This is a genomic window from Allonocardiopsis opalescens (assembly GCF_003002095.1).
GTDB lineage: Bacteria > Actinomycetota > Actinomycetes > Streptosporangiales > Streptosporangiaceae > Allonocardiopsis > Allonocardiopsis opalescens.
The window spans coordinates 358,482-377,781 of record NZ_PVZC01000003.1 but is presented as its reverse complement, the minus strand read 5'-3'; the positions used below and the strand labels follow the sequence as shown (position 1 = coordinate 377,781).

Annotated in this window: 14 protein-coding genes; 1 reads left to right on the top strand and 13 read right to left on the bottom strand. The window is 74.0% G+C overall.

Annotated elements, in window-relative coordinates; all coding sequences use genetic code 11:
* Positions 1 to 48: 48 nt before the first annotated feature.
* The 4 genes from CLV72_RS11855 to CLV72_RS11840 form a co-directional block, all read right to left on the bottom strand.
* The gene (locus CLV72_RS11855) at positions 49 to 2,319 is read right to left on the bottom strand and encodes a glycoside hydrolase family 3 C-terminal domain-containing protein (protein ID WP_106244647.1); all 2,271 of its coding nucleotides are present in this window, start codon (positions 2,317 to 2,319) and stop codon (positions 49 to 51) included.
* A 51-nt stretch (positions 2,320 to 2,370) separates the two neighbouring features.
* Positions 2,371 to 4,713 (bottom strand): glycoside hydrolase family 3 N-terminal domain-containing protein, encoded by a 2,343-nt coding sequence (locus tag CLV72_RS11850; protein WP_106244645.1) that lies wholly within the window; start codon positions 4,711 to 4,713, stop codon positions 2,371 to 2,373.
* An 86-nt stretch (positions 4,714 to 4,799) separates the two neighbouring features.
* On the bottom strand, positions 4,800 to 7,241 hold the full coding sequence (locus CLV72_RS11845) for a glycoside hydrolase family 2 TIM barrel-domain containing protein (RefSeq protein ID WP_106244642.1): 2,442 nt from the start codon (positions 7,239 to 7,241) through the stop codon (positions 4,800 to 4,802).
* A 151-nt stretch (positions 7,242 to 7,392) separates the two neighbouring features.
* Entirely contained in the window at positions 7,393 to 8,667 is a 1,275-nt protein-coding gene (locus CLV72_RS11840; RefSeq protein ID WP_106244639.1) for an MFS transporter, read from the bottom strand.
* A gap of 195 nt (positions 8,668 to 8,862) precedes the next feature.
* On the opposite strand from CLV72_RS11840, the gene CLV72_RS11835 reads away from it, so the two are divergent.
* Positions 8,863 to 9,879, top strand: coding sequence for a LacI family DNA-binding transcriptional regulator (locus CLV72_RS11835; protein ID WP_211302828.1), 1,017 nt, complete (start codon positions 8,863 to 8,865; stop codon positions 9,877 to 9,879).
* Between the two features lie 107 nt (positions 9,880 to 9,986).
* Here CLV72_RS11835 and CLV72_RS11830 read toward each other — a convergent pair whose 3' ends face one another.
* The 9 genes from CLV72_RS11830 to CLV72_RS11790 all read right to left on the bottom strand — a co-directional run bounded on the left by CLV72_RS11830 (position 9,987) and on the right by CLV72_RS11790 (position 19,210).
* The gene (locus tag CLV72_RS11830) at positions 9,987 to 11,162 is read right to left on the bottom strand and encodes a glycoside hydrolase family 1 protein (protein WP_106244635.1); all 1,176 of its coding nucleotides are present in this window, start codon (positions 11,160 to 11,162) and stop codon (positions 9,987 to 9,989) included.
* A 382-nt stretch (positions 11,163 to 11,544) separates the two neighbouring features.
* Entirely contained in the window at positions 11,545 to 12,789 is a 1,245-nt protein-coding gene (locus CLV72_RS11825; protein ID WP_106244632.1) for an NAD(P)/FAD-dependent oxidoreductase, read from the bottom strand.
* A complete protein-coding gene (locus CLV72_RS11820) occupies positions 12,786 to 13,127 on the bottom strand; it encodes a 2Fe-2S iron-sulfur cluster-binding protein (protein ID WP_245930112.1) in 342 nt (113 codons plus the stop codon). The genes CLV72_RS11825 and CLV72_RS11820 overlap by 4 nt, the downstream gene beginning before the upstream one ends.
* Entirely contained in the window at positions 13,124 to 14,344 is a 1,221-nt protein-coding gene (locus CLV72_RS11815; RefSeq protein ID WP_106244626.1) for a cytochrome P450, read from the bottom strand. Before CLV72_RS11815 ends, CLV72_RS11820 begins: the two co-directional genes overlap by 4 nt.
* Positions 14,341 to 15,267, bottom strand: coding sequence for an SDR family NAD(P)-dependent oxidoreductase (locus CLV72_RS11810; RefSeq protein WP_106244624.1), 927 nt, complete (start codon positions 15,265 to 15,267; stop codon positions 14,341 to 14,343). Before CLV72_RS11810 ends, CLV72_RS11815 begins: the two co-directional genes overlap by 4 nt.
* 17 nt (positions 15,268 to 15,284) lie before the next feature.
* Positions 15,285 to 16,211 (bottom strand): SMP-30/gluconolactonase/LRE family protein, encoded by a 927-nt coding sequence (locus CLV72_RS11805; RefSeq protein WP_106244622.1) that lies wholly within the window; start codon positions 16,209 to 16,211, stop codon positions 15,285 to 15,287.
* A 9-nt stretch (positions 16,212 to 16,220) separates the two neighbouring features.
* Positions 16,221 to 17,165, bottom strand: coding sequence for an alpha/beta hydrolase (locus CLV72_RS11800; protein WP_106244620.1), 945 nt, complete (start codon positions 17,163 to 17,165; stop codon positions 16,221 to 16,223).
* Between the two features lie 27 nt (positions 17,166 to 17,192).
* On the bottom strand, positions 17,193 to 18,056 hold the full coding sequence (locus CLV72_RS11795) for an SDR family NAD(P)-dependent oxidoreductase (RefSeq protein ID WP_106244618.1): 864 nt from the start codon (positions 18,054 to 18,056) through the stop codon (positions 17,193 to 17,195).
* Positions 18,056 to 19,210, bottom strand: coding sequence for a serine hydrolase domain-containing protein (locus tag CLV72_RS11790; RefSeq protein ID WP_106244616.1), 1,155 nt, complete (start codon positions 19,208 to 19,210; stop codon positions 18,056 to 18,058). The genes CLV72_RS11795 and CLV72_RS11790 overlap by 1 nt, the downstream gene beginning before the upstream one ends.
* Positions 19,211 to 19,300 lie beyond the last annotated feature (90 nt).

The following is a 19,300-nucleotide window of genomic DNA, read 5'->3' as shown; positions in this document are numbered from 1 at the left end:
GCGTCCACGCGTGGGCTCCGCGGTGCGGGCGCGGCCGCGGGGCGCGGGTCATCGGCTTGCGGCCGAAGCGGCTCGGGTCAGTTCGATCAGCCGGTCGAGCTGCTTGGCGGGCAGCGGACCACTGAGGAAGCCGGCGAACTGGTAGAGGGGCATCCCCCGCGCCATCTTCATCCCGTCCTCGGCCTGTTCGCTCCGCTCGGCCGGCGCGGAGCCCATGACCGAGGCGAGCATCCGCGCGAACCGGGCGCCGACGACGGGGTGGTCGAACCAGTCGCCGACGGTGGAGCGCATCGACAGCTCCGCGGCGAGTGCTTCCCCGGTGAGGGTGACGGTCCGGTCGGCGACGATCCGGGTCGCCGAGTCGCCGATCTGGATCGTGTAGGCGCCCGGCGCCACGACCCAGCGGCCCACCTCGATGTCCCAGTAGGCGAAGGCGCGCCGGTCGAGGTCCAGGGTGAGCGTGCGCGACTCCCCGGGCGCGAGTTCGATCTTGGCGAACGCGCGCAGCTCGCGCGCCGGGCGCCGTACCGGGCCCGCGGTGGTGGCCACGTACACCTGCACGACGTGCTTGCCCGCGCGGCGGCCGGAGTTCTCGACGGTGACGCTGACCTGCGCCGATTCGGGCCCTGCGGGGGTGACGTCCAGGCCGGTGGTGGTGAACTCGGTGTAGCCGAGTCCGTGCCCGAACGGGTAGCGCACGGCCCGCTCGGCGGTGGTGTAGTGGCGGTAGCCGACCATGACGCCCTCGCCGTAGCGCACGTGCCCCTGCTCGCCCGGGAAGTTCAGGTACGCGGGGGTGTCCTGCAGCCGCAGCGGGATCGTCTCGGCCAGGTGGCCGGACGGGTTCACCGCGCCGTAGAGCAGGTCGGCGAGCGCCGCGCCCCCGGCCTGGCCGAGCAGCCAGCCCTCCAGGATCGCGTCGACCTCGTCGTGCCAGCCCTCCAGCGACACCACGCCGCCGTTGGACAGCACGACCACGGTGCGCTCGGCCGCGGCCGCCACCGCCCGGATCAGCTCCACCTGGCCGGCGGGCAGGTCGATGTGCTCGCGGTCGAAGCCCTCGGACTCGCGCACGATACCGGCGAAGACGACGGCCACGTCGGCGCCGCTCGCGGCCTGGACCGCGTCGGCGCGCAGCCGCGCGGCGTCGCCGCTGCCGTCGCGGTGGAACCCGGGGGCGTAGTCCACGGCCTGCCCGCGGGCTTCGGCGTGTTCGCGGATGGCGTCCAGTGCGGTGTCGACGCGGGTCGGGTTGATGTGGGAGCTGCCGCCGCCCTGGTAAGAGGGGAGGACGGCGAACTCGCCGACGACCGCCACCCGGGAGGCGCGCTCGATCGGCAGCACGCCGCGCTCGTTGCGCAGCAGCACCGCGCATTCGGCGGCCACCCGCCGGGCCAGCGCGTGCCCCGCCTCGACCTCCTGCTCCGTCAGCCGCGGATCGCCGCCGGCGGCGGCGCCCGAGGGCCGGGCGAAGCGGCTGAGCGCGGCCACCCGGCGGGCGGCGGTGTCGACCACCGACTCCGCCAGCCGCCCCGACCGGACCGCGTCGACGACCTGCCGGGCGGTCTCGGCGCCCGGCATCTCCAGGTCGGTGCCGGCGGCCAGGGCCGTGACGCGGTCGCCGACCGCGCCCCAGTCCGACACGACGGCGCCGGTGAAGCCCCACTCGCCGCGCAGCACCTCGGTGAGCAGCCGGTGGTTCTCCGCGGCGTGGACCCCGTTGATCCTGTTGTAGGAGCACATGACGGTGGCCGGGGCGGCCTCGGTGACCACGCGTTCGAAGGCCGGCAGGTAGATCTCGCGCAGGGTCCGCTCGTCGACGTCCGCGCTGACGCGCATCCGCTCGGTCTCCTGGTTGTTGACCGCGAAGTGCTTCACCGACGCGCCCACCCCCTGGGCCTGCACGGCGCGCACGTAGGCCGCGCCCAGCACGCCCGACAGGTGCGGGTCCTCGGAGTAGTACTCGAAGCTGCGCCCGCACAGCGGCGTGCGCTTGATGTTGACCCCGGGGCCGAGCACGACGTCGGCCCCCAGCGCGCGGCCCTCGCGGGCGACGGCGGCGCCGACTTGAGCGGCCACCTCCGGGTCCCAGCTGGACCCGACCGCGACCGCGGGCGGGAAGCAGGTGGCGGGCAGGCTGTCGTTGATGCCCAGGTGGTCGCCGGTGTCGGCCTGGCGGCGGATGCCGTGCGGGCCGTCGCTGAGCACGACGGAGGCGATCCCGGCCTCCTCCGCGGCCGCGGTGGACCAGAAGTCGGCGCCGGTCAGCAGCGCGGCCTTGCGCTCCAGCGGCAGGTCAGCGGGATCGAGTTCGGTCATCGCGGTTCTCCTGGTGGGCGGTCGGAAGGGTCGGAACGGCGGATGGCGGGCTCAGGCGAGGACGAGCCGGGGCAGCACGACGGAGCCGCCGGCGCGGATGTCGTCGCTGGCGAGGCCCAGCAGCACGGTGAGCTCCCCCTCCTCGACCCCGCGGCGCCCGTCCGGCCAGGTGTAGGCCAGGCGCTCGACGGGCACGGCGAACGCGATGTCGGCCCCTGCTCCCCGGGCCAGTTCGACCCGGGCGAAGTCCAGCAGCTGCCGCACGGGGCGCACGACGGACGCGGCCTCGTCGCGCCCGTAGAGCTGCACCACCGCGGTGCCCGCCCGGTCCCCGGTGTTCGTCACGCGCGCGGTCACGGTGATCGTGTCGTCGGACACCGCGGCGCCCTCCAGGGCCACGTCGAAGTCGGTCCAGGTCAAGCCGTGGCCGAAGGCGTACAGCGGCGAGTTGTCCGCGAGATCGGTGTAGGCGTTCCGCGTCCCGCCGCGGGTGGAGTAGCCGCTGCCGGTGGGGTGGCCGTGGTAGAGCGGCACCTGACCGAGGTGGCGGGGGAAGGTGGAGGGCAGCCGTCCGCCGGGCTCGGCCGCGCCGAAGAGCACGTCGGCGATGGCGGGGCCGGCCACGTCGCCGAGCAGGGGAGCCAGGACCACGGCGGCGGAGTCGCGGTGGACGGCCTCCAGCAGCAGCGGGCGGCCGCTCACCACGACGGTGACGACCCGCTTGCCGTGCCGCCGCAGCGCCGACACCAGCCGCTCCTGGTCGCCGGGCAGCCTCGGGTCGGCGCTGGTGCGCCCCTCGCCTGCGGTGTGGTCGCCGACCCAGCCGGTGCGCTCCCCGACGACGGCGATGACGACGTCGGCGCCGGCGACCGCGGCGCCCAGCGCCGCCTCGTCCAGCTCGCCGCCCGGCTCGACACTGCCGAAGGCGTGGTACTCGGCTCCGGGGTCCAGGGACCGCACGGCGGCCAGGACGCTGACCGCGTCCGGGTGCAGGCTCCGGGCCAGGTCCTCGAAGTCCGGTCCGGTGCCGGGCAGGCGGGTCTGGAACAGGTCAGTGAAGACCTCCTCCGATGCCGCCACGCCGGGGACCTCGCCACTGATGATCTTGCGGATGGCGATCGGCAGTTCGCGGTTGGCCACATCGGAGTAGGCGCCGAAGTGGATGCGCAGTTCGTCGGCTGCCGGGCCGACGACGGCGATCCGGCCGTGTCCCGCGGTCAGGGGCAGCACACCGTCGTTGGCCAGCAGCGTGATGCTCTTGGTGGCGATGTCGCGGGCCAGGCCGCGGGTGTCGGCCTTGGCGATCGGCGCGTGCGGCGCCGGTGGGCGGGCCGGGCCGATTCCGGGGACGAGCCCGAACCGTGACTTCAGCTCCAGGACACGCTCCACGGCCCGGTCGATCACCTCTTCGCCGATGCGGCCGGCCGCCACCTCCGCGTGCAGGGCGGAGAACATCGGCGCGCTCGGCAGCTCGACGTCGAGGCCGGCCTCCAGGGCCTGGACCGCCGCGGCGCCGGGGGTGGCCGCCGTGCGCTGGCGGCTCAGCAGCATGGACACCGAGTCGTAGTCGCTGACGGTGAGGCCGCGGAAGCCCAGTTCACCGCGGAGCAGATCGGTGAGCAGCCAGCGGTTGGCGGCGGCCGGGATCCCGTCCACCTCGTTGTAGGAGTTCATCATGACCGACAGGCCGGTCTCCCGGATGGCGCGGCGGAACGGCTCGGCGTACACGTCCACGAGTTCGCGCCGGCCCAGCTGGGTCGCGGCCTGGTTGAGCGCGCCGACCGAGTGCCCGTAGCCGAGGAAGTGCTTGCCGGTGGCGAGCACTCCGGACTCGTGGTGGGCGCCCTGGATACCGGTGATGAAGCCGACGCCCATCCGGGATACCAGTTCGGGGTCCTCCCCGTAGGTCTCGTGGACGCGGCCCCACCGCAGGTCCCGCGCGAGGTCCAGGACCGGCGAGAAGACCAGGTGGAAGCCCAGGTCGCGGGAGTCGCGGGCGGCGATCTCACCGATCCGGCGCGGGACCTCGGGGTCCCAGGTCGCCGCCTGGCCCCACGGTGTGGTGAACTGGCTGCCGGCCTCGTGCACCAGGCCGCTGACGGCTTCGCCGTGCACCAGGACCCCGATGCCGAAGGGGCTGATGTCGCGGACGGTGTCCTGGATGGTGCGCAGCACCTTGCGGAGTTCACCGGGGTCCGTCGCGAGCTGGTAGGCCAGTGAGAGGTGTCCGGCGCCGTGCGGGCGCGTCTCGGCGATCCGCGACAGCTCGACGACGGTCTCACCGCGTGTGTAGGCGGCGACCGGATCGATGAGGTCGTAGTAGCTCATCCCGGTCAACTGGGCGATCTTCTGGTCCAGGTCGAGTCGCCGGACGAGCGTGCCGATGTCGGTCATCATCTTCCCCTGTGCGGCCCGGGCGGGCCGCGGTCGTGTCGGACAGGTGGTCGTGGGAGCTGCGGGCGGCCGTGTTCCGCGCGGCGTCATCCGCCGGCGGGCTTCTCCGCGACCACCAGCGCTTCGGTGCTCAGACCGGTGTCGTCGGTCACCGTGACGCGGATCTCGCCGGGCCCCGTGGGCCGGACCACGGCGAGCGCGCGGCCGTCGTACGTGCGATGGGCGGTGCCGGTGAAGGGTTCGGTGGTCCTCGGGTCGCCGCTGCCGAGGCCCTGGAGTGTGCCGGGGCCGTCGACGGCCACCTCGACGCGCCGGCCGGTGCCGGTGAACACCGAGCCGTCCGCGTCGACCAGGGCGATGTCGATGAACGCGAGCTCGTCGACGCCGGCCGTGATGACCGTGCGGTCGGCGGTCGCGGTCAGGCGCACGTCGCCGGTCGCCGTGCGCAGCTCGCCGCGCTCGGCCTCGGCGCCGTCGCGGTAGGCGACGGCGGTGAGGCGGCCCGGGGTGAAGGGGACCTCGAAGGCGGTGCGGTACCGGTGCCGTTCGCCGGTCGGCCTGCGCCCCAGCGAGGCGCCGTTGAGGAGCAGGTCGACCTCGTCGGCGTCGCTGTAGACCTCCACGGTCAGCGGCTCGCCCTCGTGGCCGGGCCAGGTCCAGGTCGAGACGCTGTCGGTCCAGGCCCACGGGGACGACACGGCGTCGCGGCCGCGGGATCCCGGCCGCTGGACCGCGATGTAGGGCTCGGGGCGCAGGCCGTAGACGATCTCCCGGTAGTAGGAGGCGGGACGGCGCACGCCGGTGATGTCGATGTCTCCGACCCAGGCGGTGAGCCACGGGTAGCCGCCCATGAAGCCGCCCGGCTCGTCGGCGTACTGCGGCCTGCCGACGCCGACCTCGCCGAGGTAGTCCCATCCGGTCCAGGTGAAGTCGCCGATGACGTGCGGGTATGTCCGCACGAGGCGCCACAGGCGGTCGATGAGGGTGGGGAAGGTCTCCGAGCCGACGATGATCCGGTTGGGGAACAGCTCGCGGTCCGTCTCGTAGCGGCCGTCGAGGTAGTTCATGCCGGCGATGTCGAGAGTCGCGAACACCTCGGCGGTGCGTTCGGTGACCAGGTCGGAGGAGCCGATCCTGTTCAGCAGTTCGCCCGCGTTCGCCATGAAGGTGTTGACGCCCGTGCCCTCGGCCTGCTCCGCGCCGGCGCGCTCCAGGTCGGCCCTCAGCTCGGCCATCACCGCGAGCAGGGCGTTGACGCCGCTGGTCACGTACCGGGTGCCGTCGAGGGAGCGCACCCGCTCGGCCAGCCGCCGCGCCCAGATCGCGCCGTGCGGGCCGCCGACCTCGGGGATCTCGTTGCCGATGGAGTAGGCGAAGACGCTCGGGTGGTTGCGGTCCTTGCGCACCATGGCGTCGATGTCGCGCTCCCACCAGTCGGTGAAGTCGAGCGCGTAGTCGAAGTCGCTCTTGCTCTGGGTCCACATGTCGAAGGCTTCGTCCATGACGAGTACGCCGAGCCGGTCGCAGGCGTCGAGCATCGCGCGGCTCATCGGGTTGTGCGCGCTGCGGACGGCGTTGAAGCCGGCCCGCTTCAGCAGCTCGACGCGGCGCTCGTCGGCCCGGGCGATGGCGGCGGCGCCCAGGACGCCGTTGTCGTGGTGGACGCACGCGCCGCGCAGGTCGACGGCCTCGCCGTTGATTCGGAAGCCGCGTTCGGCGTCGAGCTGGAGGCGGCGGATCCCGAATGCGGTCCCGGCCTCGTCGACGACCTCGTCGCCGAGGCGCAGGGTGACCGCCGCGCGGTACAGGTTCGGCGCGTCGGGGCTCCACAGCGCCGGACCGGGCACGGTGACGCGCTGGCGGAGCACCGCGTCCTCGCCGGGACGCAGGCTCACCGGGGCGCGGTCCACCGCGACGGCCCGGTCCGCCCCGTCCCGCAGCGCGGTTTCGACCGTGACGGTGCGCAGCCGGTGCCCCTCGTTCTCGATCGTCGTGGCGACCTCCACCACGGCACGGTCCGCGCCGGCGTCGGGGGTGGTGACGTGCACGCCGTCCAGCGCCACGTGGACGGGGTCGGCGACGATCAGGTGGACCGGCCGGTGGATGCCCGCCCCGGAGTACCAGCGCGAGTCGCGGTGGGCGCGCGCCTCGACCCGGAGCACGTTCTCCTCCCCGTAGCGCAGGAAGTCGTCGGCCGCGACGCAGAAGCCGGTGTACCCGGACGCCCACCGGCCGGCGAGGTCGTCGTTGAGGTACACCAGCGCCGAGCGGTACACCCCTTCGAACTCGATCCGGACCCGCTTGGCGGCCCACTCCTCGGGCACGAAGAAGCTCTTGGCGTACTCCCACGTGCCGCCGCGGAAGAAGGCCGTCGGCGCCCCGTCGCCGGCTCCGGCGTCCCGCCGCGTGCCGATGACGGCGTCGTGCGGCAGGGTGACCGGCACAGCAGGGGCCGATGTGCCGAGTTCGGCGAAGTCGTTGGACTTCGGACGCACCGTCCAGCCCTCGCAGAACTGCCGTCGGATCACGGATGCCGCCTTCCTGGAACGTCGGATGTGGATCGGGCGGCGGCGCGGTGCCCGCCTCGCCGCCGGACGGGCGCCGCGGACGCGGTGCCCGACGCTCGGCCGTTTCGCTCGCCGGTGCGGCTCGGGCGCCGGACCGGGACGCGGGTACCGGCTACCGGACACTGCGGATCTGTATCGCCGTGATCCCGGAGCCGGCCAGGACGACGGCGGCGCAGACGAACAGGGCGGTGTAGTTGCTCCCGTCACCGGTCGCCAGCACCAGCGGCGCGAGGATCGGGGCGAGGGCGCCGGCGGGGCCGCCGGCGAGGTTGTAGATCGCCATGTACTTCCCGGCCTTGGTGTCGCGCTCGGGCATCACGTCGCTGGCCAGCGCCAGGTCGACGGCGCCGAACATGCCCGACCCGAACACCAGCAGGGTCGTGCCCAGGGCGTAGGCGGGGAGGTTCGGCGCGAAGGCGACGACCACCAGCGCGAGCGCGGTCGTGGCCGTCGACAGGTAGATGAAGGGCTTGCGGCGCTTGATCCGGTCGGAGACCAGGCCGCTGACCACGGCGGACCCGGTCGCCACCAGCACCCCGATCCCGCCGAGCAGCGCGAGGTTCTGCCCCGCCTGTTCCGGGGTCATCCCGAGGCGTTCCAGCAGGAAGTACAGCTGGTAGGTCGAGAAGGCGTTGACGCCGAGCTGGGTCAGGAACTTCCCCACCAGCACCAGCGAGAAGTCCTTGTGCCGGACCGGGTCGAAGGCGAGGTCCTTGACGAACCGCAGGACCGACGCCCGCTCCGTCCGGTGCGGGGCCGGGCGGTCGGGGAGGGTGAGCAGGAACAGGACCGAGGCGCCGCCGAGGACCAGCACCGGCAGCAGGAACAGCAGGATCGGCTGATCGAGGAGCAGGCTCCCGACGAGGCTCGCCGCCACTCCGGCCAGCTGCGCCGCGACACCGGCGAGTCCGCCGAGCCTGCCCCGCTGCGTCTCCGGCACCCACTCCGCCAGGACGGGCGTCACCGCCGTCGACGCGAAGGCCACGCCGATCTGCGACACCGCCCAGCCGAGCAGGACGGGGCCGACCGAGGACGCGGTGCCGATCATCACGGCGCCCACGGCGAGGATCGCGACTCCTCCGACCAGGTAGGGCCGCCGCCGGCCCCACCGCAGCCGGGTGCCGTCGCTCAGCACCCCGATGACCGGGCCCGCGAGGAATCCGACCAGCGCGCCGATCCCGATGACCAGCCCGAGGCTGCTCTCCCTGGTCGCGGGAGCGATGACCTGGATCTTGTAGGCCAGGGTGAACAGTGTCGGCATCAGGATCGACAGCGAGAGACCGAAGTTGGTCAGGGTGTAGACGAACATGAACCAGCCGGTCACGGGTCTCGGCTGCGGCTCGGCGGTCTCGGGGGCGACGGGGACGCCGACGGGTTCAGTACTCATCCGTAACTCCATCGACTCGGGGAGGTTACGCGCGCAACCAAGGTGTGGGGTACCGTACGTTGCTTTTGGTTTCGCGCGCAAGCATGACTTTCCGGTGCTAAGGTCGGCCAGGTTGCGCGCACAAGCACCCAAGCGGAGTGATGCATGGTTCGACGCACGCCGTCCCGTGATCCGGGAAGAAGGCGCGGGGGCCGGGTGACCGCGGCCGATGTGGCCCAGGCGGTCGGCGTGTCCCGCGCGACCGTCGGCTACGTCCTGAACGACACCCCTGGGGCGCGCATCTCCGCGCAGACGCGCGAGCGCGTCCTGCGGGAAGCCGCCCGCCTGGGCTACCAGCCGAGCACGGCCGCCCAGGCGCTGGCCCGCGGCCGGTCCAGGATCGTGCTGGTCGTCCTGCCCGACTGGCCGATCGAGTTCACGCTCCGCACCCACCTGGAGGAGGCCGCCCGGGTCCTGGACGACGCCGGCTACGCCACGATCACCTACACGCACCACGAGTCCGAGCACGCCCAGCCGCTGTGGAAGCTGGTCGATCCGGAGGTCGTCGTCGGCCTCGTGCCGTTCACGCCCGCACAGCTGCGCTCCATCCGCGCGGCGGGGATCTCGCGCATCACCCCGGACCCGGACGAGCGGCCCGACATCGGCGCCGTGCCGGCGGTCGTCGCGGGCCCGCGGCTCCAGGTCCGCCACCTCGCCTCGCTCGGGCACCGCGCGCTCGCGTTCGCGGCATCGGCGGACCGGCGCCACGCCGGCCTGGCCGCCGTGCGCCGGCAGGCGGTGGAGCGCGAGGCAGCGGCGCTGGGCCTGGACGTACTGGACGCGCGCGCGGTCGACCACCGCGACGGCAGGCTGCCCGCCGTGTTGCGGGCCTGGCTGTCGGCAGGCGTCACCGGGGTCGTCGCGTTCAACGACGACATCGCGGGGATGATCGCGGGCACGGCGGTCCGGGCGCGGATCGCGGTGCCGCGCGACCTGTCGGTCGTCGGGCACGACGACACGCCGATGGCGGCCTACTTCGCCCCGACGATCTCCTCGGTGGGCCTCGACAGCGTGGGCTTCGGCCGGTGGATGGCCCGGCAGGCCCTCGACCTCGCCGAAGGGCGCACCCCCACCGCCGACCTGCCCGAACCCGCCGTCTTCCTGGTCGAACGCGAGTCGACCGGCCCGGCCCGCCCGCCGGCCGCCGGCGAGGGGGCCCGGCCGTCCGGGTGAGACGCGCCCGGAGGGCATCGCGGCGCCGGACCGGCGTTCCACCGTGCGCGCCCGGTGCACCGCCGCGGCCGGGCCGGGAGCACGTCCGTCCGGCCGCGGCGGGCACGTCACAGGGCGTTGGCGCGGGCGACGGACCCGAGCCAGGCCAGGCTCGGCTTGGGCCGGCGCTCGAAGGACTCCCGGTCGACGGCGGCCAGCCCGAAGGTCGGCTCCCAGTGGCCCCACTCGAAGTTATCGACCAGGCTCCAGTGCAGGTACCCCCGCACGTCGACGCCCTCGTCGACGGCGTCGAGCAGGTGCCCCAGCGCCTCGCGGGTGTAGGCGATGCGGCGCTCGTCGTCGTCGGTGGCGATGCCGTTCTCGGTCACCATGAGCGGCGTGCCGCCCGCGACCTTCCAGGCGTTGCGCAGCGCGATGCCCAGCGCGTCGGGCCGATAGGCCCAGCCCATGAGCGTGTTGTCGGGGTGCTCGGGGTGCGGTACCGGCCCCGTGCCGTCCACCGACTGGCTGGTGTAGGACTGCACGCCGACGAAGTCGTCGCCGCGCGCCGCCTCCAGGTACTGGTCCTCCCAGGTGTACTGCACCCGCCGGTGGACCTCCTCGCAGCCGGGCGCGGCGACGAAGGCCTGCGCGGCGACGGTCCAGCCGACCTTGGCGTCGGTGCGCTGGTGCAGCACGGCCGCGGCGGACTTGTGCGCGTCGATGAGCAGTCGGCCGATCTCCTCGTCCGGCGGGCACAGCTGCCCGGGGGTGTAGGAGGTGTCGCCCTCCCTTCCCCGCCGCGCCATGGCCTCGAAGATGGAGACCAGGTTGGGCTCGTTGATGGTGCACACCCACTCGACGTCGTAGAGGATGTCCGCGGCGCGCTCCACGTAGGACACGAAGGCGTCCCCGGCCTTGGGCGCCGACCAGCCGCCCTGGTCGGTGAACCACTGCGGGTTGCTGAAGTGGTGCAGGGTCACCACCGGCTTCAGGCCCAGCCCGAGCGCCGTGTCGATCATGCGCCGGTAGTGCATGAGCTGGGCGCGGGAGAACTCGCCCTCCAGCGGCTCGATCCGGGCCCACTCGACGCTGAACCGGTAGTGGTCCAGTCCGGCGTCCGCCAGCAGCCGCATGTCCTCCTCGTAGCGGTGGTAGCTGTCGATGGCGTCACCGCTGTGCGTCAGGCCGATGCCGGGCAACTGCTCCATCCGCCACCAGTCGCTGTTGACGTTGCCGCCTTCGGTCTGGTGGGCCGAGGTGGCGGCGCCCCAGCGGAAACCGTTCGGGAAGCTCCTGGCCATGTGACTGCTCCTTCGTGCGGGGGCGCCCGATGCGGGTCCGGCGCCGCCCGCCACGTGCGTGTCCGGACTTGGTGACGCGCGCAAGCACGCCATCGGAGACCGTACTGCCGCGTGATTGCGCGCGCAATCGCCGTGTGCTGCCGCCCCGGATCGCGGCACGGGCGGTACGCGGTAGCCGCTCACCTGCCGATACGACCGGCGTGACGCGGCCGGCGCGGTGCTCCGGCGGCCGCGCGGGCCGTCCACTCACCGGAACACCGCCCGCCCCGCACGGACCCCGGCACCTGGCGTCGGAGCCGGGTCGATGACGCTGCGGGACCGCCCGGCAGGGAGCGGTCCGCGAGAGACGGGTGCCGGCGGGGAGGCGGCGGAAGGCGCCCGCTCATGCCGGCCGCCCCGCCAGGTGCCGCTTCAGCGGCATGCTCGTGTCGGCCGCCGCCTCCCGGGACAGGGGCGCGCCCTGGGCCAGGGCCTTGCGGACGACGAGGAAGTCGGCGGGCGCGTTGACGAACTCCGCGGCGACGAGCCGCTCCCCCCGGTAGCGCAGCGCGATGTGCTGCCCCGGCCGCGCGCCGGGCCGCACCACGGCCTCGTCGCCGGCCAGTGCCAGGCCGGCGATCTGGATCTTCAGCGCGCCCTGGTCGGACCAGAACCAGGGCACACCCCGATAGGGCCGCGGGTCGCCGACCAGGGTGGTCGCGGCGGCCTTGGCCTGCTCGACGGCGTTGTCCACGCTCTCCAGCCGCAGCCGCCGGTCGGAGCCCGGTGTCGGATCGGGCAGATCGGCGCAGTCGCCGATCGCGAGGGTGCGCCCGTCGGAGGCCAGGGAGTACGCGTCCACGACCACTCCGCCGTCGCAGCGCAGGCCGGCCGCGCGCGCCAGGGCGTCGCGCGGGCGGGCGCCGACGCCGACCAGGACGAGCCCGGCGGCCAGGTCGGTGCCGTCCGCCAGTTCGACCGCGGTGACCGCGCCGTGGCCGTCGCCCCGGAAGCGCACCGGGCGGGCCCCGGTGAGCACCCGGATCCCCGCCTCGCGGTGGGCGGCCTCGACGAAGCCCGCGGTCTCCGCTCCAACCACGCGGTTCATCAGCGACGGGGCGGCCTCCACGACGGTCACCCGCACGCCCGCCGCGGCCGCGGTCGCGGCCACCTCCAGCCCGACGAAGCCACCGCCGACCACCACCAGGTCGGTGACCGCGCCCAGGCGGCGGGCCAGGGCCTCGGCGTCGGCGAGGTCGCGCAGCACGAGCACCCCGTCCAGGTCGGCGCCCTCCACCGCCAGGCGGCGGGGCCGGGCGCCGGTGGCGAGCACCAGCCGGTCGAACCGCCACCGCCGTCCGGACGCGGCGACGGCCGTACCCGACGGCGGGTCGAGCAGCACGATCCGCTCGCCGAGCACCAGGTCGACCTCCCGCTCGCGGTAGAAGGCGGCACTGCGCAGCGCCAGGGACCCGGCCGCCGCTTGGCCGCGCAGGAACGCCTTGGACAGCGGCGGCCGGCCGTAGGGGGCGTGGGGCTCGCCCCCGACCAGGCTGATCGGCCCGTCCCAGCCCAGTTCTCGGGCGCTGCTCACCAGCTGGGCGCCGGCCTGGCCGGCGCCCACGACGAGCAGGCGGCCGGTGCTCACAGCTGGGCCTCCGGGACGGTCACGTGCACCTCCTGCCCGGCGGCCAGGACGAGCCGGCACGACAGCCGGGAGGTGTCCTCGCGGTCGGTGGCGGCGACGTCGAGCATGTCGTCCTCGTCCTCGCTGACGGGCGGGAACTCGCCGGCGTGGCGCTCGTCCACGAAGACGTGGCAGGTCGCGCAGGACAGCTCGCCGCCGCACTGGCCGAGGATCCCGGTGACACCGTTGCGGATCGCGGTGCGCATCACGGAGTCGCCGGGCTCGGCCGCCACGACCCGCTCGGTGCCGTCGGGCAGGGTGTAGAACACCTTCGGCACGTCGGCATCCCCCTTCGTCACCAGCTGACCGGCAGGCTGGTCATGGGCTGGGTGAGGACGTCGTGGTTGAACACCGGCTCACCGGCCAGCTTCAGCCCGGGGAGGCGCTTGAACAGCTCGGCCAGGCCGACCTGCAGTTCCATCCGCGCCAGTGGCGCGCCCAGGCAGTGGTGCAGGCCGTGGCTGAGGGTCAGGTGCGGGTTGTCGGTCCTGGTGACGTCGAAGCTCCCCGGCTCGACCACAACGCTCGGATCGTGCCCGGCGGCGACCAGATCGATGCTGACGGCCTCGCCCGCGGCGATGAGCTGCCCGTCCACGACGACATCCTCAGTGGCGACGAAGGGCACCAGGCCGCCACCGCCGCCGGCCGGCCGCCCGGTCGCGAACCCGCCGTGGCGCAGCACCTCCTCGGCGGCGGTGGCCGCCAGACCGTCCGGGTCGGTCAGGAACACGGCGCGCTGCTCGTCGGAGCGCAGCAGTGCCAGCACCCCGGTGGACAGGAAGGTCGCCGTGTTGTCGAAGCCGCCGACGATGAGGATGAAGGCGATGGGCAGGATCTCGGCGTCGGTCAGCGTCTCGTCGCGGTCCCGGGCGTGCGCCAGGGCGCTGAGCAGGTCCTCGCGCGGGTCCTCGCGGCGGCGGGCGATCAGGTCGGTCATGTACGCCGCCAGCTCCGCCATGTCGGTGGCGACCTCCTCCTCCGACTTGCCGGCCACGGCGAGTGTCGAGGAGCTCCAGCGCTCGAAGGTCTCGCGGTCCGACGACGGCACGCCGAGCAGGGAGCTGAGCATCTCGATCGGCAGCGCCAGCGCGTACTCGCGCACCAGGTCGCGCACGCCGCCGCGGGCGACCATGCCGTCGATCAACTCGTTGGCGAAGGCGACCGCCGAGCCCCGCATCTCGCGCACCCGCTTGGGCGAGATGGCCTTCTGCACGAGCTTGCGCAGCCGGGTGTGCTGGGGCGGGTCCTCGAACTGGAGGGTGCCGAGCAGGAAGTCCGGGAACGGCACGAAGAAGGGCACCGCACGCTCGCCGGTACGGAACGGCTCGCGGACGAACCGGCGGTCGCTGAGCACCTCGCGTGCCGCCCGGTTGCGGTGCACCAGCCAGACGTCGCCTCCGTGCGGCATGGTGACCTTGGTCATCGGGCGGTCGGCGATCAGGCGCCCGAAGTGCTCGACGGCCTCGGCGGCCGGCACGGGCCCGAAGGGGTACTCGGTTCCGGGAGTGGTGGTCATCGTGGTTCTCCGGTGTCGGTTCGGTCGGTGCGGGTCGGGGCGGCGACGACCTCGGGGCGCGCCTGGGGGGTGAGGGCCATGACCTCGTCGAAGCGCTCGGCGACCGTCTCGACGGTCAGTGCCGGGTCGTGGACGCCGGGCGTGGTGACCACGACGACCCGGTTGACCGCCCCGCCGGCGGCGTTGAACAGCTCGCCGGTGACCTGGCAGGCGGGGTGGACGAGGTAGGCGGCCAGCGGGGCGACGTGCTCAGGCCGCAGGCGCGTGCGCACGTACTCCATGACCTCGGGCGACAGCGAGTCCGCCGAGTTCTCCGCCATCCGGGTGCCGGCGCCCGGGGCGATGGCGTTGACGAGGACGCCGTGCTCGGCCCCCTCGATGGCGAGGTTGCGGGTCAGGGAGAACACCGCGCCCTTGGAACTGCCGTAGTGCGTCATCAGCGGGTTGCCCAGCATCGCGCTGGAGACGGTGTTGACCACCCGGCCGGTCCCGGAGGCGATCAGGTGCGGCCAAGCCGCCCGGCACAAGTGGAGGGACCCGAAGAAGTGGACGTCCAGGTGGCGCTGGTACTCCTCGACGGGGATCTCGTCGAAGTGCCCGGTCCGGACGATGCCGGCGTTGTTGACGACCGCGTCCAGCCGGCCGAACTCCGCGATGGCGGCGTCCACGATCGCGGCGGCTCCGCTCGGGGTGGACACGTCGGCCCGTACGGCCACCGCCCGCCCGCCGGCGGCGCGGATCTCGGCGGCGACCGCGCCGGCGGGGTCGTCGCCGTCGACACCGGAGCCGTCGACGCGGGCGCCGAGGTCGGCGACGGCGACCGACGCGCCGCGCGCGGCCAGCAGGAGGGCGTGCGCCCGGCCGATGCCCCGGCCGGCGCCGGTCACGACCACGGCGCGGCCGGTGAAATCAAGTCTGTGCACAGGAGCTTCCCAAGGGTTCAGGGGCGGTTGGTGCCGCCGCTCACGCCGGCGGCGGCCGTCCAGACCGTGCCTTTGCGCTTGCGGCGGGACTCCTCCCAGTCGAGGACGTCCAGGCCGGCGCAGATGAACAGCGTGCGCCGGTCCGGGCCGCCGAGGACGCAGGCGGGCGGCAGCGCGCGCTCGGGGCTGAAGCGCACGACGTCGGTGATGGCCCCGCCTTCGGTGAACCGCGCGACGGCGGGTACCGAGGGCATCCCGGCCCAGACGCCGCCGTCGTCGTCGAGGCAGATGCCGTCGGGCAGGGAGGGGGTGGCGGCGAAGGTACGCCGGCCGCCGAGGCGGCCGCGCTCGTCGCGGTCGAGCATGGTGATCCGGTCGGCGAAGGCCTCGGCGGTCACCACCCGGCGCCCGTCGCCGCTGACGGCGATGCCGTTGGCGCCGGCGAAGCCGCCCAGCTCGGTCAGCGCCCTGGCGGTGCCGTCGGGTTCGACCACCAGCAGGGCTGAGTCCTTCGGCGCCTCGCCCTCGAAGAGCTCGAAGCCGAGCTGGGTGACGTAGGCGCGGCCGTCGGCGTCGACGACCATGTCGTTGATGGGGCCGGTGGCCAGGTGGCGCAGGTCGGCGTACTCGGTGAGGCCGGTCCCGTCGAAGGCCAGCACGAGCCGCTCGTGCATCGAGGTGAGGATCAGCCTGCCGTCGGGCAGCCAGCCGAAGCCGCCCGGGATCACCTCGGCGCCGTTCACGGAGCGTCGGGTGGAGCAGTCGACCATGGTCTCCGGCGCTCCCTCGGCGTCCAGCCGCAGGATGCGGTGGGCGTACATGTCGCTGAACCACAGGGCGCCGTCGTGCCAGCGCGGGCATTCGGCCCAGGTGTAGCCCCGCGACAGTTCGATCGGCACGGTGTGGAGGGCGTCGGCGAAGGGGTCGACGGCGGTGTCGGTCATGGCGTCCTCCTAGAACGGGAGCGGGTGGGCGAACTTGGCGCGCAGCAGCGCGCCGGTCTCGGCGACGGCGAGCCTGCCCCTGGCCAGGTAGGCCGCCTGCAGTGCGAACCCGTGGTAGGAGCCCGGATACCGGGTCAGGGTCGTCTGCACCCCGGCCTCCCGGAGCCGGTCGGCGTAGCGCTCGCCCCAGTCCCGAAGGGGGTCGCGTTCGGCGGTGGCCACGACGGCCGGCGGCAGGCCGCCGAGGTCGGCGGCGTAGGCGGGGACGCGGTACGGGCTGTCGGGGCTGCCCTGCCCGGCGTCGGCCGTCTCGTTGAGGTACCGGACGTCGTCGCGGCTCAGGATCGGGGCGTCGGCGTTCTGGGTCATCGACCGGGCGGCCATGTCCCGGTCGAGCCCCGGATACACCAGCACCTGGCAGACGATGCGCGGCCCGCCGCGGTCCCGTGCGGCGAGGGCGACCGCGGCGGCCAGGGTTCCCCCTGCGCTGTCGCCGACGACGGCGAGCCGGTCGGGGTCGACCCGCAGTTCGGCTGCGTGCTCGGCCACCCAGGCCGTGGCGGTGTAGGCGTCGTCGAACTGCGCGGGCGGCGGGGACTCCGGAGCGAGGTGGTAGCCGACCGACACGACCGCGGCGCCGCTGGCCGCCGCCAGGGCACGGGCCAGCGGTTCGAAGGAGTGGATCGAGCCCATGCACATCCCGCCGCCGTGGAAGTACACGAGCACGGGCGCCGGACCGCCGGGCTCCGGGCGGTAGACGCGCAGCGGGATGTCGCCGTGCGGACCGGTGATCACCCGGTCCTCGGTCTCCGCCATCACCGCCAGGTCCTGCGGGTGGGGTGCCTTCTCCAGGGCGGCGCGGATCGCGGCGATCCCGCGTACGCGCATCGGCGGCAGCTCGGCCGCCGCAGCGGCGATCGCGGCGGCGTCGGGGTCCAGCGGGGGCAGCGGCATCGCGCTCTCCGGGGTCGGCGGGCGGGGTCAGTCGGCGGGGACGGTGAACTCGCCGCGGACCAGGGCCGGGGCGCGGCGGTTGAGCAGGGTGTCGGCCCGTGCCGCCATGGCGTCGCGCACGAAGGACTGCGAGCTCAGGTAGAACTCGCCGGCCGCCGCCTGGTCGAAGAAGGCGCGGGCCGCGTCGACCGGGCCCATGGCCTGCTCCTTCACCCTGAGCATGGCGGCGCGGTGCTCTTCGGCCGCGCCGGTGTCGCCGGTGTCGACGGCGCCGGCGGACTCGAAGATCCTGGAGGCCACCGCGCCCGGCAGGACCGCCCGCACGTGTACGTGGTGGGCGTGCCCGGCCAGTTCGACCTCCTGGTGCAGGCACTCGGTGAGGGCCAGCACGGCGTGCTTGCTCATGATGTAGGGGGCCTGCAGCGGGCCGGCGGTGACGCCGCCGACCGAGGACAGGTTCCACACCCAGGAGCGGCGCGGCTCGGCCAGCATCCGCGGCAGGAAGGCCCTGATGCCGTGGAAGACCCCGCTGACGTTGACCGCGACGAGCCGGTCCCAGTTGGCCACCGGGACGTCCCACAGGTAGCCGAACTGCTCGATGCCGGCGTTGTTGACCAGCAGGGTGACGGGGCCGGCCTCGGCGGAGGTCCGCTCGGCGAGCGCTTCGAGCGCGGCGGGGTCGCGTACGTCGCAGCCGGCGGCCAGCGCGCGGGCGCCGTCGGCGGCCAGTTCGGCGCGCAGGGCGGCGATCGCGGCGGTGTCCACGTCGGCGAGGACCACGGTCATGCCCAGTTCGCGCGCCGCGTAGCGGGCGAGGCCGGCGCCGATGCCCGATCCGGCGCCGGTGATCACCGCCGTGCCGCCTCCGAACAGCTCCTTGGCCGTACTCATCAGCGCGTCTCCTCGCGTTCGGCGGCGATCTCGCGGATCGCGCGCACGATCGGGTCGAAGGTCCGTTCCGGCTCGGTGACGGCCGGGGTGTCCATGTCGTTGTGGCAGATCGCCACCGCGAGCCGTCCGCGCAGGTCCGCCCAGGCGAGCGAGCCGCCCGCACCGGGGCTGTAGACGATGTCGCGGTGGCCGCCCACCAGCGGATCGGAGGCACCCGGTTCGCCGCCCAGCCAGAACCCGTTGGCGCCGAACCAGACGGGGATCGTCAGCACCTCGTCGGGGTCGTGCGCGCCGTGGCGGGGCCGGGTGAACGTGGCGACGCGCTCGCGGGAGAGCAGCCGGACGCCGTCGAGTTCGCCGCCTTCGGCCAGCAGCGCGAAGATCCGCGCGACCGCGCCCGCGGTGGCGACGGCGCCCGCGCCGGGGTCGACGGCCTGCAGCATGGTGTGCTGGTTGTGCACGTCGGAGCCGGGGAACACCGCTCGGGGGCTCACATTGTGCTCGTCGGCGATGGCGAAGTCGTTGCCCCCGTACAGGGTCGCGACGCGGGGCAGGTCGGCATCGGGAACCCCGAGATGGAAGTCGGTGACGCCCAGCGGCGCGCAGATCTCCTCGGCGACGAAGGTCGCGAAGGGGCGGCGGGCCGGATCGGTGCGGCGCACGACCTCGCCGATCACCCAGCCCCACACCAGCACGTGGTACGCGCTGGCGGTCCCGGGCTCGAAGATCGGGGTGAAGCCGGCGATGCGCTCGGTCATCCACTCCCAGTCGGCCAGGCGTTCCGGTGTGACGCCGTCGGGCATCTGCGGGATGCCGGACCGGTGGGAGAGGGCCTGCTCGACGGTGATGGCGGCCTTGCCATGGGCGGCGAACTCCGGCCAGTAGCGGGCGATCGGGGCCCTCAGGTCGACCAGTCCGCGTTCGGCCTGCAGGTGCACGGCGATCGCGGTGACACCCTTGGTCACCGAGAACACCGGGAAGAGGGTGCGCTCGTCGACGGGCCTGCCGCTCGCGACGTCGGCGATCCCGGCGACGGCGTCGGCGATCGGCTCACCGCGGTGGTAGGCGGCGACCGCGATACCGGTCTCGCCGAGTTCCACGGCGCGGTCGAGCGCGGCGCGGACGCGGGGATCGGTGCGGACGTCGGCGGTCATCGGTTCTCCTCCTGCCTGCGGGTAGGCCCGACGCTAAGCCGACGGGGCCGTCGGGCCGGGCGAAGTTCCGGTCAGTGGACGGCTTCGGGA